Source organism: Duganella sp. SG902 (assembly GCF_013376005.1).
Lineage (GTDB): Bacteria > Pseudomonadota > Gammaproteobacteria > Burkholderiales > Burkholderiaceae_D > Rugamonas.
In genome coordinates, this window is record NZ_JABMJK010000009.1 from 197190 (window position 1) to 216922 (window position 19733).

15 protein-coding genes are annotated in these 19733 nt (G+C 63.9%); 10 read left to right on the forward strand and 5 right to left on the reverse strand.

Going from position 1 to position 19733, the window contains the following annotated elements:
* Positions 1-61 precede the first annotated feature (61 nt).
* Entirely contained in the window at positions 62-979 is a 918-nt protein-coding gene (locus FHW83_RS19765) for a LysR family transcriptional regulator (protein ID WP_176648056.1), read from the forward strand.
* Here FHW83_RS19765 and dkgB read toward each other — a convergent pair.
* Positions 976-1779 carry a 2,5-didehydrogluconate reductase DkgB gene (gene dkgB, locus FHW83_RS19770; RefSeq protein WP_176648057.1) on the reverse strand — a complete coding sequence of 268 codons (804 nt, stop codon included), beginning with the start codon at positions 1777-1779 and terminating at the stop codon, positions 976-978. The genes FHW83_RS19765 and dkgB overlap by 4 nt on opposite strands.
* Positions 1780-1782: 3 nt before the next feature.
* Positions 1783-2799: an aldo/keto reductase gene (locus FHW83_RS19775; RefSeq protein WP_176648058.1), complete on the reverse strand. Its 1017-nt coding sequence runs from the start codon at positions 2797-2799 to the stop codon at positions 1783-1785.
* A 102-nt stretch (positions 2800-2901) separates the two neighbouring features.
* Between FHW83_RS19775 and FHW83_RS19780 the strand changes: the two genes are divergently transcribed.
* The 6 genes from FHW83_RS19780 (at position 2902) to FHW83_RS19805 (ending at position 7747) form a co-directional block, all read left to right on the forward strand.
* Positions 2902-3804, forward strand: coding sequence for a LysR substrate-binding domain-containing protein (locus FHW83_RS19780; RefSeq protein ID WP_176648059.1), 903 nt, complete (start codon positions 2902-2904; stop codon positions 3802-3804).
* Positions 3805-3848: 44 nt separating this feature from the next.
* Entirely contained in the window at positions 3849-4853 is a 1005-nt protein-coding gene (locus FHW83_RS19785; protein WP_176648060.1) for a M14 family zinc carboxypeptidase, read from the forward strand.
* The gene (locus tag FHW83_RS19790) at positions 4850-5614 is read left to right on the forward strand and encodes an alpha/beta fold hydrolase (protein WP_176648061.1); all 765 of its coding nucleotides are present in this window, start codon (positions 4850-4852) and stop codon (positions 5612-5614) included. The genes FHW83_RS19785 and FHW83_RS19790 overlap by 4 nt, the downstream gene beginning before the upstream one ends.
* Positions 5615-5626: 12 nt before the next feature.
* Positions 5627-5905: a YkgJ family cysteine cluster protein gene (locus FHW83_RS19795; protein ID WP_176648062.1), complete on the forward strand. Its 279-nt coding sequence runs from the start codon at positions 5627-5629 to the stop codon at positions 5903-5905.
* Positions 5906-6146: 241 nt separating this feature from the next.
* Positions 6147-7046 (forward strand): LysR substrate-binding domain-containing protein, encoded by a 900-nt coding sequence (locus FHW83_RS19800; protein WP_176648063.1) that lies wholly within the window; start codon positions 6147-6149, stop codon positions 7044-7046.
* Complete coding sequence (locus tag FHW83_RS19805) at positions 7040-7747, forward strand: transporter substrate-binding domain-containing protein (protein WP_176648064.1); 708 nt, start codon at positions 7040-7042, stop codon at positions 7745-7747. The genes FHW83_RS19800 and FHW83_RS19805 overlap by 7 nt, the downstream gene beginning before the upstream one ends.
* A 2-nt stretch (positions 7748-7749) precedes the next feature.
* Here FHW83_RS19805 and FHW83_RS19810 read toward each other — a convergent pair whose 3' ends face one another.
* From FHW83_RS19810 to FHW83_RS19820, 3 genes are read right to left on the reverse strand one after another with little or no spacing between them, the layout of a single operon-like run.
* On the reverse strand, positions 7750-9969 hold the full coding sequence (locus tag FHW83_RS19810) for a glycoside hydrolase family 3 N-terminal domain-containing protein (protein WP_176648065.1): 2220 nt from the start codon (positions 9967-9969) through the stop codon (positions 7750-7752).
* Complete coding sequence (locus FHW83_RS19815) at positions 9966-11867, reverse strand: glycoside hydrolase family 2 protein (RefSeq protein ID WP_176648066.1); 1902 nt, start codon at positions 11865-11867, stop codon at positions 9966-9968. Before FHW83_RS19815 ends, FHW83_RS19810 begins: the two co-directional genes overlap by 4 nt.
* A gap of 10 nt (positions 11868-11877) precedes the next feature.
* A complete protein-coding gene (locus tag FHW83_RS19820) occupies positions 11878-13707 on the reverse strand; it encodes a hypothetical protein (protein ID WP_176648067.1) in 1830 nt (609 codons plus the stop codon).
* Between the two features lie 170 nt (positions 13708-13877).
* On the opposite strand from FHW83_RS19820, the gene FHW83_RS19825 reads away from it, so the two are divergent.
* The 3 genes from FHW83_RS19825 (at position 13878) to FHW83_RS19835 (ending at position 19478) form a co-directional block, all read left to right on the forward strand.
* The gene (locus FHW83_RS19825; protein WP_176648068.1) at positions 13878-14690 is read left to right on the forward strand and encodes an NAD(P)-dependent oxidoreductase; all 813 of its coding nucleotides are present in this window, start codon (positions 13878-13880) and stop codon (positions 14688-14690) included.
* Positions 14691-14796: 106 nt separating this feature from the next.
* Positions 14797-16989, forward strand: a complete 2193-nt coding sequence (locus FHW83_RS19830) for a glycoside hydrolase family 88 protein (protein WP_176648069.1) — start codon at positions 14797-14799, stop codon at positions 16987-16989.
* Between the two features lie 101 nt (positions 16990-17090).
* Complete coding sequence (locus FHW83_RS19835) at positions 17091-19478, forward strand: TonB-dependent receptor (protein ID WP_176648070.1); 2388 nt, start codon at positions 17091-17093, stop codon at positions 19476-19478.
* Positions 19479-19733: the final 255 nt, after the last annotated feature.

The following is a 19733-nucleotide window of genomic DNA, read 5'->3' on the forward strand; positions in this document are numbered from 1 at the left end:
CTGTAGCGCCGCCGCACCACGCAAGTCCAATCGATAATGAATATGCGGTATTATCCATGCCATGGATCTTCATGGAATCGACCTTAACCTGCTGGTGGCCTTCGACGCCCTGATGTACGAGCGTAACGTCACGCGCGCCGGCGTGCGCATCGGCCGCACGCAGCCGGCCATGAGCGCCGCGCTGTCGCGACTGCGCCTGTTGCTGAAGGACGAGCTGTTCGTGCGCAGCGCCAGCGGTCTGCAGCCGACACCGCGCGCGCTGGAACTGGCCGCGCCACTGGGCGAAGCGCTGTCCAGCATCCAGCGCACGCTGGAGTTCACGCAGGAATTCGATCCGCGCCATTCCGCCATCCGCTTCACACTCGGGCTGTCCGACCATCCGGCGTTTGCGGTGCTGCCGGCGCTGCAGAAGCGGTTGTCGCAACTGGCGCCGGGCATCAAGTTGCGCGTCAAGTCATTCACCGCGCGCGACGAAGCGCTCGCGCTGCTGGACGCGGGCGAAGCCGATGCCGCCATCGGCGTGCCGGGCGGCAGCACGCCGCGCATACCGACCATGCCGCTGTTTGAAGAACGCTTTGTGTGCGTGGCGCGCAAGAAGCATCCGCTCACCAAAAAGAAAATGACGCTGAATGCCTTCCTCGCCTGCCAGCACTTGCTGGTATCGCCGGAAGGCGACGGTGTGGGCCACGTCGACACTGTGCTGACGCAACTCGGCCGCAAGCGCGATATCGCCGTCACGCTGCCGCAGATGTACGCGGCCCCCTCCATCGTCGCCAACAGCGACCTGCTGGCAACCATGATGGAGGGTGCCGTGCAGGGCAGCGGATTGCGCGAGCAGCTCGCGCTGCTGTCGCTGCCGAAGGAGATCACGCTGGCGCCGGTGCCGTTCGTGCTGCACTGGCACCGCCGCAATGATGCCCATCCGGCCCAGCGCTGGCTGCGGGAGCAGATCGCGCTGGTGTGCCGTCATAAGGCTTAGTCCCAGGCCGGGGCCAGGCCTTCCGGGCTGGTGAGACGGCCGTTGCGCTCCAGCGCGGCGATCAGCGCCATGTCCTCGTCACTCAAGTTCAGATCGAGCGCTTTCAGATTGCTGTCCAGATTGGCGCGCTTGGTGGACGATGGAATCACCGCGTAGCCCAGCTTCATAGCCCATGCCAGCACCACTTGCGCCGGCGTGGCCTCATGGCGCGCGGCGATCTTTTCAATCACCGGATCGCCCAGCACTTTGCCGTAGGCCAGCGTCATGTAGGACGTGACGTGGATCCCATGCTCACGCGCGAACGCCACCACTTTGCGGTTTTGCAGATACGGATGCAGCTCGATCTGGTTGGTGGCGATCGCCTTGGCGCCGACGACGTCGATAGCCTGCCGCATCAGCTCCACCGTGAAGTTGGAGACGCCGATCTGGCGCGTCAGCCCCTGCTCTTTGGCTTCCGCCAGCGCCGTCATGAATTCCTTCACCGGCACCGCGCCGCCAGGCGAGGGCCAATGGATCAGCAGCAGATCCACGTAATCGGTGCGCAGACTGGCCAGGCTCTCCTTCAGGCTGGGCACCAGTTTGTCGCGCGACAGATTGTCGATCCAGATCTTGGTGGTGATGAACAGCTCCGAACGCGGCACGCCGCTGGCGGCGATCGCCGCGCCAACCTCCGCCTCGTTGCCATAGATTTGCGCGGTGTCGATCGCGCGGTAGCCGGCTTCCAGGCCGTTGCGTACCGAATCGGTCACCACCTCGCCCTGCAGGCGGAATGTGCCCAGTCCTAATGCGGGAATACTCATGTCTTACTCCTTGTCGGTCGGCAACGGCGCGTCGGCGGCCACCAGTTTTTGTTCGCGCATCTCTTGCCAGAACGCGGGTGGAATGGCTTCGTTCAGCGCCGCGTGATCCTCCGCGATACGCTCCGGACGGCTGGCGCCCGGTATCACCGCCGCCACCGCCGGATGGGCCAGCGCGAATTGCAAAGCCGCCGCCTTCACGCTGATGTCGTGTTTTTGCGCGATGGCCTTGATGCGCTCCACACGGGCCACAATTTCCGGCGATGCCTTCTGATACTCGAAGTGCGTACCGCCGGCCAGGATGCCCGAGCTGTATGGGCCGCCAACCACGATGTCGACGCCGCGCTTTCGCGCCGCCGGCAGCAGACGTTGCAGCGCGCGCTCATGATCGAGCAGCGTGTAGCGGCCGGCCAGCAGGAAGGTATCCGGCTTCGGTTCGTTCAGATCGAGCGTCAGCTCCAGCGGCTCGACGCGGTTCACGCCCAGGCCCCAGGCCTTGATCACGCCTTCATCGCGCAGGCGGTCCAGCACGCGGAAGGCGCCGGTGCGGGCGATCTCGAATTGGGCCAGCCATTCGTCGCCGTAGAAATCCTGCGCCGCGTCGTGCACGTAGACGATGTCGAGGTAATCGGTCTTCAGGCGTTTCAGGCTGTCCTCGATGGAGCGTAGCGTGGCGTCGGCGCTGTAGTCGTTGAGGATCTTGTTGCGCAGGCCATGTTCAAACACGCCGCCCTTTTCGCCCATGTCGCGCGCGGCCGGGTCTTCCAGTTCGTCCAGAATCACGCGGCCGACTTTGGTGCTCAGCACATAGTCCTCGCGCTTGTGGCGAGCCAGCGCCTCGCCAAGACGGAGTTCGGCCAGGCCGGCACCGTACAGCGGCGCGGTGTCGAAGTAGCGGATGCCCTGCCGCCAGGCCGCATCCACCGTGGCCAGCGCCTCGTCGTGCGGGATGTCGCGGAACATATTGCCCAATGGCGCCGTGCCGAAGCCCAGCTTGCCCTGTAGTTTGTGACGGATACTCATCTTGATTTCCTTGGTAAATGAAGAAAGTGATGCCAGTTTAGGTTGACCGAATCAGACTGTCCAAGACATAATTTGCACAACTTAAGTCTACTGAGGTCTCAAATGTTAGACATCCGCCAACTGCAATACTTCGTGGCCGTGGCCGAGGAGGAGCACGTGGGCCGCGCCGCCGAGCGCCTGCACATCTCGCAATCGCCACTGAGCCGGCAGATCGCCCAGCTGGAGGAAAAGCTGGGACTGACGCTGTTCGAACGCAGCCAGCAGCGCATCCGCCTGACCCGCGACGGCCGCACCTTCCTGGCCGAGACGCAGGCCTTCCTCACCCACGCCTCGCGGCTGGAGGGGCTGGCCAGGCGGCTCGGGCGTGGCGACGAGGGTGGCCTGTGCATCGGCTACATCGAGAACGCCATGCACGGCGGCGTGCTGCCGGCCGGACTGCGGGCGTTGCGCGCCACGCGGCCAAACGTGCACGTGGCCTTGTATAGCCTGCACTCGTCCGAGCAGCTGGAGGGCCTGCGCCAGCGCAGCCTCGATATCGCGCTGGTGTGCGATCCGCCGCCGGCCGGCGATCCCGATCTGGAAGGCGCGCAAATCCTCAGCGACCCGATGATCCTGGCGCTGCCGGAAGCGCATCCGCTGTGCGCGGTGAAGCAGCTGAAGCCGGACGACCTGGCCGGGCAGGAATTCATCGTCGTGCGTCATCAGGAAACCGGCGACCATCATCACAACTTTGTGGCGGCCTGCGTGCGCTCCGGCTTCACGCCCAACATCAAGATGGAGGCCAGCGAGCCGACCACCGCGCTGGGACTGGTGGCCGCCGGCCTGGGCGTGGCGCTGGTGCAGCAAGGCCTGCGCCATCAGGCGCCGCCCGGCGTGGTGCTGCGCGAGCTGCCCTGGTTCAGCTATCGCGCGGCGCTGTGGGCCGCGTGGCACCGCGTGAACCTGCGGCCGCTGGTCGCCACCTTCCGTGAAACACTGCTGGAATTGGCGGCGACGGCGCGCTAGCAATCGGCTACACTAACTGGTCATATCTTTTTGCGTCGCTTGCCATGCCCGAGAAGAATCTGCCCGAACTCATCACCCTCAAACGCCTGATCGACGAAGGCGGACGGCATCTCGAAGTTGGCACTTCCTGCACGGTGGCCATGGACGGCCGCCAATTCCCGGTCTACACCATCGCGCTGGGCAATCCGAGTCCGGACGTGCCGGCGCTGGGCTTCTTCGGCGGCATCCACGGGCTGGAACGCATCGGCACACAGGTGGTGCTGTCGTTCATGGAAAGCCTGCTGGCGCGGCTGCGCTGGGACGCCACGCTGCACCAGCAGCTGGAATCGATGCGGCTGGTGTTCATGCCGCTGGTGAACCCGGGCGGCATGTGGCAGGCCACGCGCTGCAACCCGCAAGGCGTGGACCTGATGCGCAACGCGCCCCTGAGCGCGGTGGAGAAAGTACCGTTCATGCTGGGCGGGCAGCGCTACAGCCATCACCTGCCTTGGTATCGCGGCGCCGAGGGCGCGCCGATGGAGCCGGAGAGCCGCGCCGTGTGCGAGATCGTGGAACGCGAGCTGCTGTCGCGCCAATTCAGCATGGCGCTCGATTGCCACTCCGGCTTCGGCCTGCGCGACCGCATCTGGTTCCCGCACGCGCACACCGCCACGCCAATCGCGCACCTGGCCGACATCAGCGCGCTGGAAGAGCTGTTCAGCACCGCCTACCCGAACCACAACTATGTGTTCGAGCCGCAGAGCCGCCAGTACCGGACCCACGGCGACTTGTGGGACTACCTCTACCTCAACAGCGACAACGTATTCCTGCCGCTGACGCTGGAAATGGGCTCGTGGTTGTGGGTGAAAAAGAACCCGCGCCAGATCTTCGACCGCATCGCCATCTTCAACCCGACCGCGCGCCACCGCCTGCAGCGCGTGCTGCGGCGGCACCTGATCCTGTTCGATTTCCTGATGCGCGCCGCCAGCAGCCACGGACGCTGGACGCCGGAAGGCATGGCGCGCAAGGTTCAGCATCGGCGCGCGCTGGCGCAGTGGTATCACTCATGAGCAATTGGATCTTACTGCGTGGGCTGATGCGCGAACAGCGCCACTGGGGCCGCTTCCCGGGCGAACTGGCAGACGCGCTGCCGCACACGAACATCATCACACCCGACCTGCCGGGCAACGGCCAGCGCCACGCCATGCGCAGCCCGACCAGCGTGGCGCAGATGGTGGAGTTCTGCCGCGCCGAGCTGCGAGGGCGTGGCGTGCCGGCGCCCTACTCAGTGCTGGCGCTGTCGCTGGGCGGCATGGTGGCGGTGGAGTGGGCCAGCCACTACCCGCGGGAGATCGCGCGCTGCGTGCTGATCAACACCAGCATGCGTCCGTTCAGCCGCTTCCACCAGCGCCTTCGCTGGCAAAACTACCCATCGATATTGCAGCAGCTGGCGCAAGGCGGCATCGAGAATCAAGAACGCCTGATCCTGCGCCTGACCAGCCGTGCCGGCGACGCCGGACAACGCGCCGGCCTGCTGGCGCGTTGGCTCGAATACCAGCGCGAGTTCCCGGTCTCGCGTGGCAACGCGTTGCGTCAACTCTTGTCCGCCGCCCGCTTCCGCGCGCCGGCGCGCAAGCCCGCCGTGCCCCTGCTGGTATTGAGCAGCGCCGGCGACCAACTGGTCGATCCACGCTGCTCCGAGCGGCTTGCCCACGCGTGGCAAGCGCCGCACGCCGTGCATCCCAACGCTGGGCATGACCTGCCGCTGGACGATGGCCCATGGGTGGCGCGGGAAGTGGCGAAATGGCTGGCCGGCGCCGAAGCGCGGTAAAATATCGGCCCTATGAACCCGACCGCCTCCACGCTGGAGTGCCGGCCGAACTGCGGCGCGTGCTGCACGGCCCCCTCCATCACCAGCCCCATCCCCGGTATGCCGCATGGTAAACCGGCCGGCGTGCGCTGCGTGCAGCTGGCGGAAAACAACCTGTGCCTGATCTTCGGCCAACCCGAGCGCCCCACCTTCTGTGGCGGCCTGCAGCCGTCCGCGGAAATGTGCGGCGACAGCCGCGAACACGCCATCCACTGGCTCACCACCCTCGAACGCGCAACCGCGCCGGCCTGATTGCTTAGCGGCGCGCGGCCATTTGGGACAGGAGCCGGATCAACTCGGCCTTGAAGCGGGCGACCAGGGTCGGGCAAGTGCGAATGACGGTTGGATGGCAAACAGTGGCGGTGGACATGGCGTTCTCCTTCAAAGAAAACTTGTTCATGGAGTTTTAACTGCTTATGGGTTATATTTTCTGCTACCACTGAAGTGTTATCAAACGAGTTATTTTCGCTATTTGAATAAGAAATCCTAGGTCATGACAAAACCGTTGCGCTCCCTGTCCGGCCTTCTCGATTTCGATTGCGCCGCGCGTTGGGGAAGTTTCAAGCTGGCGGCGCAGGAATTGCACAAGACGCCGGCCGCCATCAGCCTGCAGGTCAAGCAGCTCGAAGAGGCGCTGGGCTTCGATCTGTTCGTGCGCCATCCACGCCACATCACCCTGACCGAGAAGGGGCAGGAGCTGGCCGCCACCGTGCGCCGCATGCTGGCGGAACTGAATACCAAGGTCGCCGCCCTGCAAACCGGCGATGACGAAAAAATCTTGCGCATCTCGACCACGCACTCGCTGGCGATCAAGTGGCTGGTGCCCCGCATCGCGCGCTTCACGCAGCAGCATCCGGACCTCGATATCCGCATCGACTCCAGTGATCAATTGGTGAACATGGACGACGGCAGCACCGACATCGCGCTGCGCACCTACGACGTGGTGCCCGGCGATCCCGACCTGCTGTTCCACGATAGGCTGGTGGCGGTGTACAGCCCATCGTTGCTGCCTCCCGGCGAAACCGAGATCACCCTGGCCGACCTGCACCGCTATCCGCTGCTGCACGAGTTCACCACCGACACCTGGATCGCGCTGCTGCGCCAGAACAATGCGCTGAAGGGCAAGTACAACTTCTCGCGCGCCTACACCAACTTCGCGGTGATGGTGCAGTCGGCGGTGGCTGGACAGGGCATCGCGCTGGTGTCGCATGCCATCGCCAGCGAGGATCTGCGCAACGGCATCCTGAAGATGGTGAAGTGCGAAAGCGCGCCCTATGGACGCGGCTACCGCGTCATCATCAGCCGCGGCAAGCAAGGCATGAGCAAGATCACGCACTTCTGCGCCTGGCTGCGCGAAGAGGTCAGCGAGATGCAGAAGGGGCTGATGTGCTGACCGTTCGCTTGATCGCAGCCCTGCTGCTGACCGCCACCACGGCGCACGCCGCCGACAAGGCACCGCTACGCTACATCGAAAAGGTCGACGGCTGGCTCACCTCCGGCTTTCAGCCGCCCTCCGTGTTCCAGGACCGGCTGGGGGCGGCGCTGGCGCGTCAGCTGGGTCGTCCGGTGCAATACCTCCAACTGCCGCGCACGCGCCTGATGCGCGCACTGGAATCCGGCGAAGGCGATATCCTGTGCAGCTACCTGCCCGAGTGGCTGCCCGGCGACGTGGACTGGACCCAGGCTTTCATCCCGATCAGCGAAGTGGTGGTGTCATCGCCACGCGTGAAGCCGCCCGCCAGCGTGGCCGACTTGCGCGGCAAGCGGCTGGGAACGGTGCTGGGCTTCCGCTATCCGGAACTGGAGAAGATCATTGGCAAGGACTACATCCGCGACGACGCGCCATCGACCGCGCTGTCGATACGCAAATGGCAGGCCAGGCGTTTCGATTATCTGATCGCCCCGCGCTACGTCGTCGACCGCCACATGGCGGATGGCAGCCTGCCGCCCGGCTCCCACGTGCTGACGGTGTACGAGGTGAACTCCAAGTGCGCCGTCTCGCGCAAGAGCCAGGTCAGCGTCGCCGAATTTAACAGCGCCATCGAGGCGCTGGAAAAAAGCGGCGAGCTGACGAAAATACTCAAAATGCGCTAGCGCTACTGTGTCAGCTTGAGCGATCCTTCAAGCCGGATGTCGTCCGAGGCGCTGCCGACCATCAGCTTGAAATCTCCCGCTTCCGCGCCCCACTTCAACTGGCTGTTGAAGAAGGACAGCGTGTCGCGGTCGATGGTGAAGCTGAGGCGCCGCGTCTCGCCCGGCTTCAGGTGCACTTTCTGGAAGCCCTTCAACTCCTTCAAAGGCCGCACCACCGACGACACCATGTCGCGCAGATACAGCTGCACGATCTCCGTGCCAGCCACCTTGCCGCTGTTGGAGACGTCGAAGGACAAGCTGACCTTCTGCCCTTGCGTCATGGTCGGGCTGCTCAGCGTGAGGCCGGTGTATTTGAAGTCGGTATAACTCAGACCATGGCCGAAGGCGTAGCGCGGCGTATTCACGGAATCGATGTAGGCTGACTTGTAGACCACGTTTTTCTCATCCGTCACCGGGCGCCCGGTGCTGTACTGCGCATAGGACAGCGGAATCTGGCCCACGCTGCGCGGGAAGGTGATCGGCAGCTTGGCCGATGGGTTGTAATCGCCAAACAGCACGCTGGCGACCGCGTTGCCACCTTCGCTGCCGGGGAACCAAGCATAAACGATGGCGTCCGCCTGGTCCGCGATGGTGTTGAACACCAGCGGCCGGCCTGCCAGCATCACCACCACCATAGGCTTGCCGGTTGCCTTCAGCGCAGTGAACAGCGCCTCCTGCTGGCCCGGCAGCGTGATGTCGGTGCGCGACTTGGCTTCGCCACTCATATCCCAGGTTTCGCCCACCGCCAACACCACGACGTCCGCGCGCGAAGCCGTGGCCACGGCTTCGGCAAAACCCTCGGTGGTCGCGCAGCCCGGGGCACAGGCCTGTGCGTAGCTTATTTCCGCCTTGCCGGCGTGACCGCGCATGCCCTCGACGATGCTGACGACGCGCGCGCGATTGTCCTGCACCACCCAGCCGCCTTCCAGGTCGCGTTGCGAGTCCGCCAGCGGGCCGATGACCGCGATACGCTTGCTGTCGCGCGACAGCGGCAGCAGCTTGTTCTCGTTCTTCAGCAGCACGATGGATTTCTGCGCCACGTCCAGCGCGGCGGCGCGGTGCGACGAGTCATTCAGCACCGTTTTTTCGCGCGCGGGGTCGGAATAGCGGTATGGATCGTCGAACAAGCCAAGTTCAAACTTTTTGTAAAGAATGCGGCGCACGGCGTCATCCAGCACGGACATCTTCACCTTGCCGGCCTTGACGGCGGCCTCCAGATGCTGGGTATAGGCATAGCCCTCCATGTCCATGTCACTGCCGGCGTTGATGGCCTTGACGGCGGCGTCGGACAAATCGGCGGCATACCCGTGCGGCACCATCTCGCGCACCGAACCCCAGTCGCTGACCACGAAGCCTTTGTACTTCCAGGCCCCCTTCAGGATGTCACGCTGCAGCATGGCGTTGCCGGTGGCCGGAATGCCGTTCAGCGTGTTGAAGGAATTCATGAAGGTGGCCGCGCCGGCATCGGCGGCGGCCTTGAACGGCGGCAGGTACACCTCATGCAGCTGCTGCTCGCTCATGTCGACCGCGTTGTAGTCGCGGCCAGCGACGGCCGCTCCGTAAGCGGCGAAGTGCTTGGCGGTGGCCATCACACTGTCGGTCGCGCCCAGCTTCTTGCCCTGGAAGCCGTGCACGCGCGCGGCGGCGATCCGCGAGCCGAGATAGGTGTCCTCCCCCGCGCCTTCCATCACGCGGCCCCAGCGCGGATCGCGCGCCACGTCCACCATCGGCGCGAAGGTCCAGTGTATGCCGGCGGCGGCGGCCTCCTTGGCGGCGATGCGCGCGGACAGTTCGATCGCCTCCATGTCCCACGACGCGGCTTCGCCCAGCGGCACCGGGAACACGGTCTTGTAGCCGTGGATGACGTCGAGGCTGAACAGCAGCGGAATCTTCAGGCGCGATTGCAGCGCCAACGCCTGGATTTCGCGTGTGTCGGCCACGCCGGTCACGTTCAGCATGGAGCCGACCTTGCCGGCGCGGATGTCGGCCAGCTTGTCGGCATAGGCGCTGCTGGTCGGGCCGGTGAACTGGCGGCCGGAGAGCTGGTGCAGCTGGCCGACCTTCTCGGCCACCGTCATCCGCTTCATCAGGTCCGCTACCTTGCGGTCGATCTGGGCGTCCTGCGCTTGTGCGGCGAACGCGATGGTGGCGGCTACGGCCGCGACGATATGGAGTTTTTTCATTTGTACTGTTGTTGTTTTTGTTCGTAATAGGACTTCAGCGTGTAGAAGGCTTGCTTCTTCTTGCCGGTCTCCGAGATCAGGCCCTTGCGGTTCCAATAGTCCTGGAAGTATGGATGCGGACGGCGTGGCGAACGGAAGTCGGTCAGCACCCACGGCGTCATGCCGCGCAGGCCGGGAATCGCCTCCAGCAGCTTGAAGGTGTTCTTGTACAGCTGATCCTGGTATTCCTCGCTCCATTTGGTATCGCTGTCGGCGTGGTAGCCGCCCAGCGCGTCGGCGCCGAACTCGGTCACCAGCACCGGCTTGTTGTAATTGACCTTGAAGGAGAACTTCATCATCTCCTTGTTGTTGGACCAGTACCAGCCGGCGTACTGGTTAAAGCTGGCGAGGTCGATCTTGTCGGCCAGCGGGTCTTCCACCGTCACCACGTCACCGGTGCGATGCACTTCCAGCGCCGCGCCGACCAGACGTGTGCGGTCCAGCGAACGCACGGTGTCGGCCAGCTTGCCCATGAACTCCGTGCGCACCGGGCTGACCGGCGTCTCGTTACCGATGGACCAGATGATGACGCTGGCGCGGTTCTTGTCGCGCACGACCAGGTCTGTCAGCTGCTGTTTCGCATTGGCGTAGACTTCCGGCTTCTCCCACGAGATGGTCCAGTACACCGGTACCTCGGCCCACACCAGCAAGCCCATTTCATCGGCCAGCTTGATCATCTCTTCGCTGTGCGGATAGTGGGCCAACCGGACGTAGTTGCAGTTCATGTCCTTGGCCCATTGCAGCATCATGCGCATGTCGCCTTCGCCGCGCAGGCGGCCGGGGATCAGCGGATTCTCATCGTGCAGCGAAATCCCGCGCAGGAAGACCGACTTCCCGTTCAGCAGGATGTCGTGGCCACGCGTCTCGATGGTGCGCAGGCCGATGCGGTCGTTCAGCGTGTCGGTGGCGCCGGCGATGGTGACGTTGTACAGCTTCGGATCTTCCGGCGACCAGTAGCGCACCTTGTTCTTCGGCAGGGCGATGCTGATCGCGGCGCGGCCGTTGGCGTCGGTGCGCACAGTGGTTTTCACGCCCAGTTCCGCGATGGAGATGGTGACGTCCTGCGCGCGCTTTGCGCCGGCCATTTGCACGTGGCCTTCGATGCGGCCCATGTCGCCCTTGGCCAGCTGGATCTGGTAATCCTCGATGTAGGTGTCCGGCGTTTCGGCCAGCAGCACGTCGCGCGTGATGCCGCCGTAGTTCCACCAGTCGGTGTTGACGGTCGGGATATCGTCCTGGTGGCGCGTGTTGTCGGCCTTGACCACCACCGTGTTCTCACCCTTCAGCAATCGCCCGGTCACTTCGAACTGGAACGGCGTGAAGCCGCCCTTGTGGCTCCCCAGCTTCTTGCCGTTGAGGTAGACGTGGGCTTCGTAATTGACCGCGCCAAAGTAGAGGAAGTAGCGCTTGCCGTCCTTGGGGGCGGCGTTGAATTTCTGGCGCATCCACAGCGTGCCCTCGTAGAACTCCAGCCTGGACGCTTGCGAGTTCCAGTCGCCCGGCACCGCCAGCGTGGGCGAACCATCGAAGTTGTATTCGACCGCATCGTCCTTGTCCTTCGGCTTGCGATCGTCATAGAAGCCGCCGGCGCCGGTGGCCGACTGGTCGAACGGCTGGCGGCGATAGTTGTAGAAGCCTGTTTCGTAAGGATCGATGATGTAGCTCCAGCGGCCATTCAACGACAGCGGCTGGCGGCCATAGATGTTTTGCAGCGTGGGCGGCTGCTTAGCCAGTTCGGCGCGGGGGCTGGCGCCCTTGTTGGCCTGCGCCTGTCCCGGCGCCTGGTCGTCCTGCGCCGTCGCCGCAAAATTCACGGTCAGGCAGCTTGCTAACAGCAGCAGCTTCCACACTTGTCGCATCCATGTCTCCTTATTGGTATTTGATGGTCCACTTGATCGTCAATGGTTCTTTCATGGTCAGCTTGCCGGTGCCGCAGGTGACCAGCGTCTTCATCGGCCCATACGGCGCCATGAAATCCTTGCTGCCGTTGGTCGGTGCGAATTCGCATTGCTGCAAGCCGCTCACACTGTACTCCTTTACGGCGCCCTGCGCGAACGTAACCGTATTGTCCTTGATGCTGGCCTGGTCCGAGAACGAGGCGAATTCCAGCGAGATTTTCTCCACCTCCTGCGCGCCCACTGGCGTGTAGACGTCGGTGCGGGTCATCATGCCGTGTTCCAGCGTGTAGGTGGTGCGCAGCTTGATGCGGCCGTCCTTGACCGGCGAGCGCTTGCCGAGGCGATCCAGCTCGTCCTGGCGATAGCTGACGGTGTAGCGCTGGCCGTCCTTGCCGGTCTTGATGTCCTTGATCCACGCCGCGCCGATCAGCTGCGCGCCATCGGCCATGGTGAACTTGGGCAGCAACTGAGGATGCGCGCCGCCGCTGTCGGCCACACCGGATACGATGTCGGGCGCGAACGGCAGCGGATAGTAAGGACTGTTGTCATGCTGGCTCACGCCGCCGTTGATCATGTTCAGGCTCACCACATGCGGGCCGTCGCGGAAAATGGACAGCGCGCGGTCATACTCGCCCTGCGCGAAGATGGTGGTGCTGAATGGCGGGCGGTTCTTGTCCAGCCATGCCTGCAAATCCGCCTTCGGCTGTACGTCCTTGAAGCCGGCCTTGTTCCAGGTATCGTTGGTGTAGATCAGTTGATGCAGCAGCGAGAAGTTCTCGCCCAGGATGCGGTGCTTGCCGCGATAGGTATCGGTGCGGCGGCCCTTGCCCCACATGTCCAGCGAGTGCATCGCCGGGTCGTACCAGAAGTTCATGTAGCGTTCCGCGATGCGCGAGGAGAAGGCGTAGGCGTACTGCTTCTCTTCGGGCGTCAGCACGTCCAGATAGGCGGACACCGACAGGATCTCCACCAGCGCCGTCTCGCCATATGGACCGAGGCTGCGGCCGAAGCTGAAGCCCTGGCCCTCGGTGTTGGCGACGTTGAGCGCGATATCGGCCGCCTTGCGCAGCAAGCCTTTCAGCTCCGCGGTCGGTTGCAGGCCGGTTTCCAGGAAGCGCTCGCAGATCTCCGCGATCAGCAGGATGCTGTAACGGTCGAAGCGTCCTTCGCCGTCGGTCTCGTCGGAGAAGCCGAACTTGCCGGAGTATTTTTTGTAATGCGTGAGCATTTTCTCGAGCAGGACCTTGCCTGCGCTGTCGTCTTCCCAACCCATCATCATACGCAAGCGCGCGATGCTGAACGCCACGCCATAGTAATTGGTCGGCAAGTTGATCAGATCCCATTGCGGCGTGACGAAAGTGCGCCAGTCCAGCTGCTTGCGCAGCTTCTCCAGCGTGGCCGGGCTGACGGCACGCTCCAGCAGGCCGGCCTCCTTCAGCTTCACCAGCGCGCCGATGTAGTAATAAATGCCCCAGGTGTGGTTGTCCATGCCGACCGTCATGTCGGCGATGTCGCGATAATCCTTGAGCTTTTGCTCCAGCGACGGATCGTCCTTGGCGGTGTTGAGCAGCACGTGGCCCAGGCCCGCCGCCACCTTCCCCGGCAAGAACTTGTCGCCGCTCTTGAACGGCGAGGCGCCGTCCAGCACCATGTTCTCCCTTTCCGCCACCAGCTTCCTGAAGAAGAAATCCAGTTGCTGATAAGCGTTGTCTTGAACGATGCGGTTCATCGGCGCCGCCGATGCGGGTGCGCACGCGGTCATCACGGCCAGCGCAGCGGAGGTCAGGGAAATGAATTTCATGTCGTCTCGATTATTATTGGAAAACGTTTTACAGATAGTATGTGATTTCGCTGCTAAGGTAAACACTTACAAGGCAGGAAAAAGCTGGCTTTTTGACGAATCGATTGACCTGACGAAGAATTTCGCTATACTGCCGATTAAACGTTTAACCATAACCTGCAAAAGCAACCATGACCACTACCAAACCATTCAACCGCATCCTGCTGACCGGCGCCGGCGGCGGCCTGGGCACCGTCCTGCGCGAGCGCGCCAAGGCCTGGGCCAATATCGTCCGCCTGAACGACGTCAAGGACCTCGGCCCGGCGCGCGAGGGCGAGGAAATCGTGATTGGCGACCTGGGCGACCGCGACAAAGTCATGCAGATGATGGAAGGCGTGGACGCGGTGCTTCACTTCGGCGGCATTTCGGTGGAAGACAAGTTCGAGCCGATCATGAATGCCAATATCCTCGGCCTGCATCACCTGTATGAGGCGATCCACAAGTGCGGCGTCAAGCGCGTGATCTACGCCAGCTCCAGCCACGTGGTGGGCTACTACAAGACCACCGAACTGGTGGACGCCGGCATGCCGCTGCGTCCGGACGGTTTCTACGGCGTGTCGAAAGCGTTCGGCGAGGCACTGTCGCGCTACTACTACGACCGCTTCGGCACCGAGACCGTGTGCCTGCGCATCGGCTCCTCGTTCCCGGAGCCGAAGAACCCGCGCATGATGGTCACCTACCTGGCCTACGACGATCTGGTCGAGTTGATCCGCTGCTCGCTGTTCACGCCGCGCGTGGGTCACACCATCACCTTCGGCACCTCGAACAACGCCATCAAGTGGTGGGACAACAAATACGCTTCGCACCTGGGCTATGTGCCCAAGCACAGCTCCGCGGAATTCGCCGGCCATTTCCCGGATAGCGCGGATTATCCAGCGGCTGGCGACGCACCAACCATCTATCAGGGCGGCCCATTCGTGACGGCAGGCCCCATGTACAAATAAAACCCGGTCATCCCGGCGAAGGCCGGGATCCATAGAACGCCGCTGGTGAGATGTACTCAGCATGGATCCCGGCCTGCGCCGGGATGACGATGGCTAAAGGAGACGTATGAAATCATCACAGATTCGCATTGCCGTATTGGCCGCCGTGGCGGCCATATTCCAGACCGCGCCGGCCATTGCGGCCGAAGCGCCTAGCGCACTGACGGCGGCGCCGGCGGCCGCCATCAATCCTAAAGCCGTGCTGTCCACCATGGAGCGCGTGGCCGACTGGCAGTTGGCCAATCCAAGCAAGCACCGTCCGGACGACTGGACGCAGGCGGTGGGCTACAACGGCATCATGGCGCTGGCGAACATCTCCGGCAACAGCAAATACCGCGATGCGATGATCGCCATGGGCGAGAAGAACAACTGGAAGCTCGGCCCCAATCACTATCACGCGGACGATCACATCGTCGGCCAGACCTACGCCGAGCTGTATCTGCAAACGCGCGATCCGAAAATGATCGCGCTGTTGCGCGCCAGCTTTGACGACATCCTCGCCAACCGCCGTACCGGCTCGCTGGAATTCACCGTCAAGGGCAACCAGGACCGCTGGTCGTGGTGCGACGCGCTTTACATGGCGCCGCCGGCCTGGCTGCGCCTGTGGGCCATCACCGGCGACCAGCGCTACCTCGATTTCGCCATCAGCGAATGGTGGGTGACCTCGGACTACCTGTACGACAAGGAAGAACACCTGTACTTCCGTGACTCCAACTACTTCGACAAGCGCGAAGCCAACGGCAAGAAGGTCTACTGGAGCCGGGGCAACGGCTGGGTGATGGGCGGCCTGGTGCGCGTGCTGCAATACCTGCCGGAGAACCATCACGAGCGCCCGCGCTTCGTCCAGCAATACAGGGACATGGCGGCCCGGCTGCTTACCCTGCAGCAGCCGGACGGCCTGTGGCGCGCCAGCCTGCTCGATCCCGACACCTATCCGATGAAGGAATCGAGCGGCTCGGCGCTGTACACCTATGCCTTCGCCTGGGGCGTGAATCAGGGCCTGCTGGACGCCAAGGCCTTCAAGCCCGCCGTGCAGAAAGCCTGGACCGCGCTGGTGGCCAACGTGCAGCCGGACGGCAAACTGACCCACGTCCAGCCTATCGGCCTGGCCCCCAAAGTCTTCGACGAGAATCTCACCGAAGTGTACGGCGTCGGCGGCTTCCTGCTGGCCGGCAGCGAGGTATATCGCATGGCGGTGCTGGAAAAGACCAAGCCGCGAACGGTGAGCGTCTCCAATCCCACCGGCGGCGTGCGCGGCGACGAGCTGGCGGAAGCGCCGCTGGCGCCCGGCCTGCGCAAGCCGGTGGTGATGGACGCCGCCACTTCGGCCATCGTCAACTCGCAAGTGATCGGCAAACAGATCCTGTTCCCGGTGAACCTGGCGGCGGGCGAGACGCGCCGCTACCTGGTGCTGCCGGCCGAACGCCTGGCCGCCGTGCCGCCGGCGGACGTGAAAACCCACGCGCGCTTCGTGCCCGAACGGCTCGACGATTTCGCCTGGGAGAGCGACCGCACCGCGCACCGCGTGTACGGTCCGGCCATCATCAAGGATCCGAAGGAGCACCTGATCAGCAGCGGTGTCGACGTGTGGGTGAAGAAGGTGCGCACGCCAGTGATCGACAAGTGGTACAAGCGCGGCGAGTATCACCACGATGAGGGCGAAGGACTGGACTACTACAGCGTGGGCCAGAGCCGCGGCTGCGGCGGCACCACCATCGTCGATGATGGCAAGCTGCATAACTCGTCCAACTTCACCAGGTACAAGGTGCTGGCCGACGGCCCGCTGCGTGCCGTGTTCGAGCTGACCTACGGCGCCTGCGACGCCGGCAACGGCCGCACGGTGTCCGAAGTGAAGCGCTTCTCGATCGACGCCGGTTCCAACATGACGCGCGTTGAAACGAAGTTCGCCAGCAATCGCAAGGGTCCGTTGAACGTCGGCGTCGGCATCGTCCAGCGCGATGGCGAAGGTCACTACACCGCCGACGGCGCCGATAACTTCAACAGCTACTGGGAGCCCGCCCACGGCGACGACGGCAGCATCGGCTGCGGCGTGATCCTGCCGGCCGGGGTCAAGGCCTTCGACGTGATCGACAAGCAGCAGCTGTCGCTGGGCACGGCGCAACCGGGCCAGCCCTTCGTCTACTACTTCGGCGCCGGCTGGAGCAAGAGCGGCGACTTCGCCGACGCCGCCGCCTGGGACGCCTACGTGCGCGGCTACGCGCAAAAGCTGAAGGCGCCGCTCAAGGTCAGCAGTCAGTAAACGGCCCGCCAGCCTGGTGCTGGCGGTTTTTTTAACCCGCGATGGAAGCGCTACCACCATCTAGTTGAAGCACCCAAAACCTATAACACTGGAGACACCACATGCACACGAAACAACCCCAACCGCGGCGCATCACCGCCGCCGTCGCCCTTGCCCTGCTGGCCGGCGCGGCAATGGCGCAACAGGAAGACAGCGGCAAGCTGGAATCCGTGATCGTCACCGCCAACAAACGCGCACAGAACCTGCAGGACGTGCCGGCCTCCATCACCGTGCTGAACGACGCCGTCCTGCAGCGCGCCAACGTGCGCGACCTGGAGGACGTGCCGGCCCTGTCGCCGGCGCTGACGCTGTCCTACGGCACCCAGCCGGGCAACTTCAGCATCAACATGCGCGGCATTGGCACCTTCTCGCTGGGCATCGGCGTCGAGGCCGACGTGGCGGTGATCGTCGACGACGTGCCGCTCGGCATGCAGGCCGGCGCCTTCAAGGACCTGGCCGACGTCGGCCGCATCGAGGTGCTGAAGGGCCCGCAAAGTACGCTGTTCGGCAAGAGCTCGATCGCCGGCGCCATCAACATCACCACCAAGCCGCTGGGCGGTCCGTGGAAGACCACCGCCACCACCTACGTCACCAACGACGATGAATGGCGCGTCGGCGTCAGCACCGGCGGCGCCGTGTCCGACACCCTGCGCCTGCGCGTGGCGGCCAGCAAGACCAACTTCGACGGCACGCTCAACAACCTCACCACCGGCAAGAAACTGAACGGCAGCAAGGGCGACAACCTCAGCGGCAAGCTGGAATGGCAGCCGCTCGACCAGCTGACCCTGACCCTGACGCCGCACTACAACCGCACCGAGAAATTCTGCTGCTCGACCGCCTTCACCTCGATGTCGCCGGGCGCGCTGTACCGCAACGCGCCGCAGCTGCCGCCGTCGGTGGTGCTGGCCGGCATCCACATCGGCCCGGACAACCGCGACGTGCGCAACGATTATCCGACCGGCGGCAAGTTCCACGACGCCGGCACCGGCGTCAAGCTGGACTGGGCGTTCGACGACAACGGCCCGCTGAAGGGCCACACGCTAACCTCCATCTCGTCCTACAGCCAATACCACATGGACGATTACCAGGACAACGACAACACCGACGTCGACATCCTGCCCTTCCTGTTGTTGCCGAATGGCCAGCCGACCGGCATGCATGGCGGCCTGTACCAGTACGGCTACTTCGACGTCAAATCGACCACCCAGGAATTCCGCCTGACCTCGCCGGACAAGGGCGCGTTGCGCTACGTGGCCGGCCTGTGGTACGGCAAGAACGCGCTGACGCGCGAGCTGACCAAGGCGCCGCTGATCCAGGCCTACGGCACCGCCTACGGCGCCGACGCCTGGAACACCAGCAAGGCCATCTACGGCCAGGGCTCGTGGGACTTCCGTCCGGACACCAGCCTGATCGTGGGCGCGCGCTACAACGACGAGGACACCGGCTACAACTTCCGCCGCTACACGGTGCCGCCGCAGGCCAAGGCGCTGACCGAGTTCTACACCAAGTCCGACAACGACAAGAGCAGCACCTACAAGCTGGGGCTGGAACACCGCCTGAACAAGGATGCGATGGTGTACGCCATGGCCTCGACCGGCCACAAGGGCAAGGCCTACGACCTGACCTCGGGCTTCACGGCGGCCACGGCCAAATTGCCGGCGGTGGCGCCGGAGACCGCGCGCAGCTACGAGCTGGGCTGGAAACAAAGCCTGTGGGACAACCGCGCGATGTTCAGCGTGGCGCTGTTCCGGACCGACTTCAAGCACTTCCAGCAATCGTCCAGCTTCTTCGACGACGACGGCACCTTCCGTACCGGCCTGAACAGCATCGGCGGCTTGCGCACGCAAGGCCTGGAGGTGGAAGGCAACGTGCGCGTGACGCGCGCGCTGCAGCTGAACGGCAGCTTCGCCTACACCGAGGCCACCATCCAGGAATTCGAGAACGGGCCGTGCTACAACGTCATCAACGCGGCCGGGACGGCCGGCACGCCGGGACCGGGCTGCGCGCAGAACCCCAAGTACAACAACACCTTCGTGCAAAACCTGGCCGGCAAGACCCTGCCGAACGCGCCCAAGGTCAAGGTCAACCTGGGCGGCCAGTATGACCTGATACTGCCATCGGCCAGCTTCAACGGCTTCCTCGCCGGCTCCACGCGCTACCAGAGCCGCACCCAGTTCTCGCTGAACCAGGACCCCAACACCATCCAGGGGGCGTACGCGATCACCAACGTCAGCTTTGGAGTGAAGGACAAGCAGGACCGCTACAAGTTCACGGTGCTGGTCAACAACCTGTTCGACAAGCGCTACGCGACCGGCCTGAACAACGCGATCGCCAACGGCACCTGGAGCCCGAAAGCGCCGAACACGCCGGTGGCGGTCAACACCACCGAATGGATGCCGCCGCGCGACTTCCAGCGCTACTTCGGCGCCCGCCTCGACGTCACCTTCTAACCCACTCCGGGGTCAGGTCCTCCATTTCTACACGGCCCCAGCCGTAGCGGGACGCTACGGCTGGGGCCGTGTAGAAATGGAGGACCTGACCCCGGATCTCCCTCGCGACGCTGGCAGATGGTCGCTCTTTGGCCCCCGCGCCCACCGCGGGGGCTTTTTTTTAACCAAATGCAAAATTACCGCCGCGCGGACCGCATTACTGTTGAGTCAGATTCGTAAAATGTTAACTCGGACATGGTAAGCTTCGACCCCGGC